The following is a 6,680-nucleotide window of genomic DNA, read 5'->3' as shown; positions in this document are numbered from 1 at the left end:
GGCCGATTCAAAACCACCGTCTGAAAGAGCTTCTTCCACTAAATCCCTAATAACCTGGTCGTCCTCGACGACCAGAACCGCAACTACGTCATCCATTCACTATCCCCCTTGGTGCTGCTTACAGTCCTCCGGCGGGGCAAGTGAGGCTGAGCTCATTCGTTCCAAAATAATGTTCAAAAGTGAACTTATCCGGTAAACTACGGGGGTCCTTAGTCCGATGGCTGTGATCCGCACAAGTTCCAGATTGAAGGCCGCTCCCGTAACAACGCCAGTTCGGCCATCGACAGTTAGTTTCGCGTCTGCGATGAGATTGCCGTTCGGGTTATAGATGTAGCCGCCGTTCCCAGTCTGCACGTTCACATGCCATTGCGGAAGGAACACGCAAGCGCCCGGTCCAAAGTCGGTCGATGATCCAACGCGCGTTTCCCGTCGTTAGACGGGTAAGGCTTCGGCCGATGCCCGCCCTGTCGATTACCACATGAGCGCTCGATGCTGACTTACTTCACGGCTTATTTTGCAACACTGGCAGTCTTCGTGCTTTGCGACATGGCGTGGCTTGGATCGATGGCAAGCCGCCTCTATCGTCCGACGCTCGGCGACATTATGCGCGCGGATGTCAATCTCCCCGCCGCGATCGCCTTCTATGTGATTTACCCCATCGGGCTCGTGATCTTTGCCATCCTGCCGGCTCTGAAGTCCGGAAGCCTTGCGCAGGCGATGCTATACGGCGCGCTGTTCGGCTTCTTCACCTACATGACTTACGACTTGACCAATCAGGCGACACTGCGGAACTGGACCACCCCGCTCACCGTAATCGACGCGGGTTGGGGAACGCTGCTTGGGGCAATTGCCGCAGCGGCAGGTTTCTGGGTGACCATGAAATTCGCCGTCTGACGCACAAACTATCTTTTTGGGAACGGAAAAAACGGCCGAGTGCGCGCCTGAAGCCTACGAAATTGCGCGCCACGCGAGCGCAGCATGTGTTCTTCCAGCGGCGGAATTCCGGAGACGTAAACCAGCACCCAGTACATGCAGGCAGGTGCCAGCAGCGCAATCCAGCCGAGGGGATTCGCGCCCGTCAAGTCGATCGCGATCAGTGGATAAGCGAGCCAGCAGAGCCATTCGAAGAAGTAATTCGGATGGCGCGACAGGCTCCAAAACCCCTCCTCACATATCCGACCGCGATTGCCCGGGTCGGATTTGAAGCGCCGCAACTGCCAGTCTGACACGGCCTCGCCGGCGAGAGCGCCGACAAGGAGCGCAATGCCCAGCAAATCCACCGCACCGAGACCCTCTCGCGGATTATGCGCCGCAAGTGCGACAGACAGCGCCAGGATCAGGCCGACCGCCGCCTGCGATTGCAATTGCAGCAACATCCGCAGATTTGCGCTGGCCCCCCATTGTTTGATCAAATCGCGGTAGCGCGGGTCGTCCCCGGCCTCCCTGGTGCGCACCAGAATATGGCCGCCCAGTCGCAGCGACCAAAGCGCGATCAGGACCGCAACCACGATTTGCCGCGCGCTCGGTGCGTGAGGTACAGACAACGGGATAAGGCTGGCGACGACCGCCACGCCCCCGACGCCGAACGTCCAGAATACGTCGATCCAGCCAGTATGGCCCGTCGTCCGTTGAGCTTGCCAAGCTGCTGTCATGATCGCCGACAGCAGTAGCCCCACCACGGCAGCCAGAAAGATAAACTGGAGCACGCTCATCCCGGGCGCTTCCCTAGGCACGTCTACTAGCGTTGCGGGCGATCACATCCTGATCAGCGGCTGAAGCAGACGGCCGATGATACCGTTCAATTTCAGTTCACCTTGCATCGCCACCAGACAGATGCAGTCCTCCGACGAGTCGATCATCACCTCGTGATCGGTCGCGCCATCCCCAAAGTCGAAATCGCCAGGGCCGAAATGTCCGCCGGCGTGCGCAAAGCTCCCCGTTAAGATGCAGGTCATCTCGAAGCCGGTATGGGTGTGCTCGATCATCTTGGTGCCCGGCTGCGACTTCAAAAGAAAAACTCTGGTTGCACTTGCTTCCGGCATTCGGATAGGCCGCAAATGCACCTTCGGCGCGATCCATTTCCACGAACTAGATGGGTAATCGCGCACGAACGGCGGCAGACCGGGAACGTCGGTGATCCCTGTTGCCGCTTTCCTCAATCCGGTCGCAACCGCAGGAGCGAGCCCGTCCAGCCGCGTTTCAACGGCAGCAAGCGCCCCCGGAGACATCGCGGTTGCCGGCAACGCTGTCAGGACCCCGCCCCCAACGTGTTCCATAGCGTGCACAACGCGGCGGCAATGCCGACAGCCGGTCAGGTGGGTTGCAACCGCAATATGCTGTCCAAGGTCGAGCATCCCGGCCGCAAACGCCGTCAATAGTTCATCCGGCGGATGGTGAACAATCGTCATGAGAAATCACCCAACAGGCCGCGCAACCGATTCATAGCGAGCCGCAACCGCGATTTGACCGTCCCAAGCGGAATCTGGAGCGTCTGGGCGATTTCCGCATGCGCCCTATCATCAAAGAAGGATAATTCGATCACCCGCAACTGATCGTCCGGCAATGTGGCCAAGGCGCTGCGGACCCGCGACTCAGTCTGCGCCGCGGCCAGTCCGGCGTCGGGCGACGGACCATCGTCGACCTGAAACTCGAGGTCGATGTCGTCCGTACCTGCAGTTCGTGTACGCTTTTCGCGGCGTAGCGCGTCGATGCGTAGATTGCGCGCGATGGTGAATATCCAGGCCGAGGCACCGGCGCTGTTGGGATCGAAAAGATTGGCCTTTGACCAAACCGCCAGCAGAGCTTCCTGCGCGAGCTCGTCGGCACTTTGCTCGCTCGCGCCGGAACGCCGCATGAAGGTCTTTATCCGCGGCGCAAAATGCGTGAACAGGGCCGCGAAGGCCTCGCGATCCTTTTCCCTCGCGACAGCTGCAATCAGGGCAGCCCATCTGGCTGCGTCCGACGTCGCGTCGTCCGGTTTGTCATTCAGCATGCAGCGCGAACGCTCCCATTCGCAGACGGTTCTGCGAGGTGAGTACCGGATCGCGGGGGCGCTGGCCAGAGTGCTGGCCCCCCGAGGATGTTGTACGGCGGCAGGCATATTGCCGAAACGGATCGCCGGCCTGTTTGGATCACCGGTGATCCAAACCCGTCTGGGTATCGTTTTCATTCATATAGCGGCCCGCCACGCGAGCCGTTGAACGCTGGTTGGTGGAGCGCAACGGTGTCCCATGATGGTATCCGCTTAAGGGTGGCGGTGGTCGGAACCGGAATTTCCGGCCTGTCCGCGGCATGGCTGCTCAGCCAGAAGCACGATGTGACGGTGTACGAACAGTCCGACCGGATCGGCGGGCATTCGAACACGGTGATCGCATCAATCGATGAAAAACAAGTCCCGGTCGATACCGGCTTTATCGTTTTCAACCGCGCCACCTACCCAAACCTCGTCGCCCTGTTTGAGCATCTTTCGGTTCCGACCAAGCCTTCCGACATGTCGCTTGCCGTCTCGCTCGGAGATGGCGATCTGGAATATTCCGGCGAGGGAATCGGCGGCCTGTTTGCACAGCGGCGCAATTTGTTTAGACCCCGCTTCTGGTCGATGTTGCAAGATCTCGTGAAATTTTACCGCCAGGCGACACGCGATGCGGATCTTCTGACGGACGATTCAATCTCCCTCGGCGAATACCTCGCAGCGAACAGATACGGCGCCGCGTTCCGTGACGACCATTTGCTGCCGATGGCGAGTGCGATCTGGTCGGCGCCGCCAGACGAGATCCTGGCCTTTCCGATCGCGACATTCATCCGCTTTCACCGCAATCACGGCTTGCTGCAACTAACGCAGCGGCCGCAATGGGAAACCGTGGATGGCGGCAGCAGAGTCTATGTAGAACGCCTCGTCCGGTCGTTTGCGGATGGGATCAGACTGGATACCGGTGTAGTTGCCGTGCGGCGCGATAGCGATGGCGTGGAAGTGACGGACTGCCGTGGCAGATCTCAACGATACGACCACGTCGTCATGGCGACGCACGCCAACCAGGCGCTCTCGGCGATCGCTGATCCGACCGCAGACGAGGTTAAGCTGCTGGGCGCCTTTCGCTACAGCCGAAACCTTGCCGTCCTTCATTCGGACCCGGGTTTCATGCCGAGGCGCCGCGCGGCTTGGTCCAGCTGGAACTATACCGGCAAGCGCGTGGCGGCTGATGGCGGTGTTGGCTTGACCTATTGGATGAACCGGCTGCAACGCATTCCAGAAAGCACTCAGCTATTCGTCACGCTTAATCCGTCGCGCCTGCCCCGCGCCGGCACATTGCGTCACAGCGAAGTCTACGAACATCTGATATTTGACGCACCCGCGATCGCCGCGCAGCGCCGGCTTTGGTCCCTGCAAGGGATTGGAAACCTTTGGTTCTGTGGCGCTCATTTCGGCGCCGGCTTTCACGAAGACGGGTTGCAGGCCGGTCTTGCCGTCGCCGAGCAGCTCGGCGGGCTGCGTCGGCCCTGGAACGTGCCCCATGAGTCCGGCCGGATCACGCTGGCCGAGGCTCCGCGCGCGATCGTGCCGGAGCTGCAGCGATGACATTTGAATCGGCGCTCTATACCGGCGCGGTGATGCACCGGCGGTTGCGGCCCGTGGCGCATCAGTTTCGCTACCGCGCGTTCTGGCTGTTGATCGACCTCGACGAGCTGCCGCTATTGGCAGCGCGGCTCCGGTTGCTGTCGCGCAACCGGTTCAACCTTTTCGCCGTGCATGATGCCGATCATGGCGACGGCAGCGCGACGCCGTTGCGCAACCAGGCCGAGCGGATACTTGCACAAGCTGAAATCGACATCGCAGGCGGACCGATCAGCCTGCTCTGTATGCCGCGGACGCTCGGCTACAGCTTCAACCCGATCAGCATCTATTTCTGCCATCGAACCGACGGGGAGCTCGCCGCCATCGTTTATGAAGTTCACAACACGTTCGGCGAGCGTCATTCCTACGTCAGTGCGGTTGAGTCGAGAACCGGCACTATCCGGCAAACTTGCAGCAAGGCGTTCCACGTATCTCCGTTCATGGATATGGAGCTGGTCTACGATTTTCGGCTGTCCGCACCTGCGGAACGCATCGCGATCGGTATCAACGCCAGCAAAGGCGGTCAGCGCGTGCTCAACGCCTGTCTTGTCGGCGCGCGCCGCGAACTAAGCGACGGCGCGCTGCTCCGGCTCTTTTTTGCGGTTCCGCTGATAACAGCCAAAGTCACGCTGGCTATTCACTGGGAAGCATTACGTCTGTGGCTGAAGGGGATGCGATTGCGCAACCGGCCTCCCCCGCCAGCGCGACGTATCACTGTTGCGGACAGCATATCACAACACCGGAAGTCCCATGTCGCTTGAAAGCCAACATACCGCGGCTGCATCGGTCGATGCTGCAACCACGCCGACAACCCGTACGTCGCTGAACTCGTTCATGCAGCGCATGCTTCGCAAGATCGATTGCGGTGAGATTCTGGTGCACACGCCCGCCGGCCGACGATTTCTGATCGGCGGCAAGCGAACCGGCGAACAGACCCATTTAACGATCCATAGCTGGAAATGCGTGCTCCGCCTGCTGACCAGCGGCGACCTCGGTTTCGCCGAGGGATACCTTGCGGGCGAATGGTCGACGCCGAACTTGCATTCATTCCTAAGCGCGGTGGCGCGTCGTTCGACCGACGCGGCGTCGTTCGAGGGACTGAGGCCACCTCAACCCGTGACCAAGTTTCGCCATGCGCTGAACCGCAATACCAGACGCGGCAGCCGGCGCAACATCGCCGCCCACTACGATCTGGGCAACGATTTTTACAGGTTGTGGCTTGATCCCAGCATGACTTATTCGTCCGCGATCTATTCGTCGCCGGCCGAAACCCTTGATCAAGCCCAGCGCAACAAGCTCGACCGCGTGACCGAATTACTTGAACTCAACGGTGGCGAACGAGTGCTCGAGATCGGCTGCGGCTGGGGCGGGTTGGCCGGGCATATGATCCAGTGCGCCGACTGCCACGTGACGGGATTGACGCTATCAAACGAGCAACTTTCCTATGCGCGACAGCAGCTGGCCGAGCGCGGTTACGCAGGAAAATCCGACCTCAAGCTGCAGGATTATCGCGACGAAAGCAGAACCTACGATCGCGTCGTATCGGTCGAGATGCTGGAAGCCGTCGGCGAAGCCTATTGGCCCACTTTCTTTGCAAATCTGCGGGAGCGGCTTAATCCGCAGGGCGTCGCAGTGCTGCAGGTGATCACGATCGACCAGTGCCGGTTCGAAAGCTATCGTCGGCGACCGGATTTCATTCAACGCTATATTTTTCCGGGCGGCATGCTGCCGACCAAGGAGATCATCGGGCAATTAGTCGCCAAGTCCGGATTGCGGTTGACGTCATCGGAATTCTTCGGCGAAAGCTACGCGCTCACGCTCGCTGACTGGCATCGCCGCTTTCTGGAAGCCTGGCCCTTCATCAAGGCGCTCGGTTTCGATGATCGCTTCAAGCGGATGTGGGAGTACTATCTGGCCTACTGCCGCCTGGGCTTTGAAATCGGCATTCTGAATGTCGGGCTCTATAAGATTGAGCCCCAGCCCACCACTCAACGAGGCGCTTCAGCATAAGCAACGAATTCTCGTGCCACGATGACTTCAGGCGAAGGCGTATTTTGGACAATGTTCT

7 protein-coding genes are annotated in these 6,680 nt (G+C 59.9%); 4 read left to right on the top strand and 3 right to left on the bottom strand.

Annotated features, from left to right (window positions below; translation table 11 throughout):
• The first annotated feature begins 489 nt into the window (after positions 1-489).
• Positions 490-894: a DUF2177 family protein gene (locus tag JQ575_RS26015; RefSeq protein WP_212035982.1), complete on the top strand. Its 405-nt coding sequence runs from the start codon at positions 490-492 to the stop codon at positions 892-894.
• Between the two features lie 8 nt (positions 895-902).
• On the opposite strand, the gene JQ575_RS26010 is transcribed toward JQ575_RS26015, so the two are convergent.
• Genes JQ575_RS26010 through JQ575_RS26000 form a run of 3 tightly spaced genes read right to left on the bottom strand, consistent with a single transcriptional unit; the run spans position 903 to position 2,992 of the window.
• Positions 903-1,712 (bottom strand): DUF1295 domain-containing protein, encoded by an 810-nt coding sequence (locus JQ575_RS26010; protein ID WP_212035981.1) that lies wholly within the window; start codon positions 1,710-1,712, stop codon positions 903-905.
• A 42-nt stretch (positions 1,713-1,754) separates the two neighbouring features.
• Entirely contained in the window at positions 1,755-2,408 is a 654-nt protein-coding gene (locus JQ575_RS26005) for a ChrR family anti-sigma-E factor (RefSeq protein ID WP_283842645.1), read from the bottom strand.
• Positions 2,405-2,992, bottom strand: a complete 588-nt coding sequence (locus tag JQ575_RS26000; protein ID WP_212035979.1) for a sigma-70 family RNA polymerase sigma factor — start codon at positions 2,990-2,992, stop codon at positions 2,405-2,407. Before JQ575_RS26000 ends, JQ575_RS26005 begins: the two co-directional genes overlap by 4 nt.
• An 87-nt stretch (positions 2,993-3,079) precedes the next feature.
• On the opposite strand from JQ575_RS26000, the gene JQ575_RS25995 reads away from it, so the two are divergent.
• From JQ575_RS25995 to JQ575_RS25985, 3 genes are read left to right on the top strand one after another with little or no spacing between them, the layout of a single operon-like run.
• Positions 3,080-4,576, top strand: coding sequence for an NAD(P)/FAD-dependent oxidoreductase (locus tag JQ575_RS25995; protein WP_212035978.1), 1,497 nt, complete (start codon positions 3,080-3,082; stop codon positions 4,574-4,576).
• Positions 4,573-5,373: a DUF1365 domain-containing protein gene (locus JQ575_RS25990; RefSeq protein WP_212035977.1), complete on the top strand. Its 801-nt coding sequence runs from the start codon at positions 4,573-4,575 to the stop codon at positions 5,371-5,373. Before JQ575_RS25995 ends, JQ575_RS25990 begins: the two co-directional genes overlap by 4 nt.
• Positions 5,363-6,622: a cyclopropane-fatty-acyl-phospholipid synthase family protein gene (locus JQ575_RS25985; RefSeq protein ID WP_212035976.1), complete on the top strand. Its 1,260-nt coding sequence runs from the start codon at positions 5,363-5,365 to the stop codon at positions 6,620-6,622. The genes JQ575_RS25990 and JQ575_RS25985 overlap by 11 nt, the downstream gene beginning before the upstream one ends.
• Positions 6,623-6,680 lie beyond the last annotated feature (58 nt).

Source organism: Bradyrhizobium sp. JYMT SZCCT0428 (assembly GCF_018131075.1).
Taxonomy (GTDB): Bacteria; Pseudomonadota; Alphaproteobacteria; order Rhizobiales; family Xanthobacteraceae; genus Bradyrhizobium.
The sequence above is the reverse complement of the archived record's forward strand: the minus strand, read 5'-3'. Positions and strand labels throughout refer to the sequence as shown.

Coding starts and splice junctions, on each gene's coding strand:
- JQ575_RS26015 (WP_212035982.1), top strand. CDS start 490: ATGCTGACTTACTTCACGGCTTATTTTGCAACACTGGCAGTCTTCGTG.
- JQ575_RS26010 (WP_212035981.1), bottom strand. CDS start 1,712: ATGAGCGTGCTCCAGTTTATCTTTCTGGCTGCCGTGGTGGGGCTACTG.
- JQ575_RS26005 (WP_283842645.1), bottom strand. CDS start 2,408: ATGACGATTGTTCACCATCCGCCGGATGAACTATTGACGGCGTTTGCG.
- JQ575_RS26000 (WP_212035979.1), bottom strand. CDS start 2,992: ATGCTGAATGACAAACCGGACGACGCGACGTCGGACGCAGCCAGATGG.
- JQ575_RS25995 (WP_212035978.1), top strand. CDS start 3,080: ATGTTGTACGGCGGCAGGCATATTGCCGAAACGGATCGCCGGCCTGTT.
- JQ575_RS25990 (WP_212035977.1), top strand. CDS start 4,573: ATGACATTTGAATCGGCGCTCTATACCGGCGCGGTGATGCACCGGCGG.
- JQ575_RS25985 (WP_212035976.1), top strand. CDS start 5,363: ATGTCGCTTGAAAGCCAACATACCGCGGCTGCATCGGTCGATGCTGCA.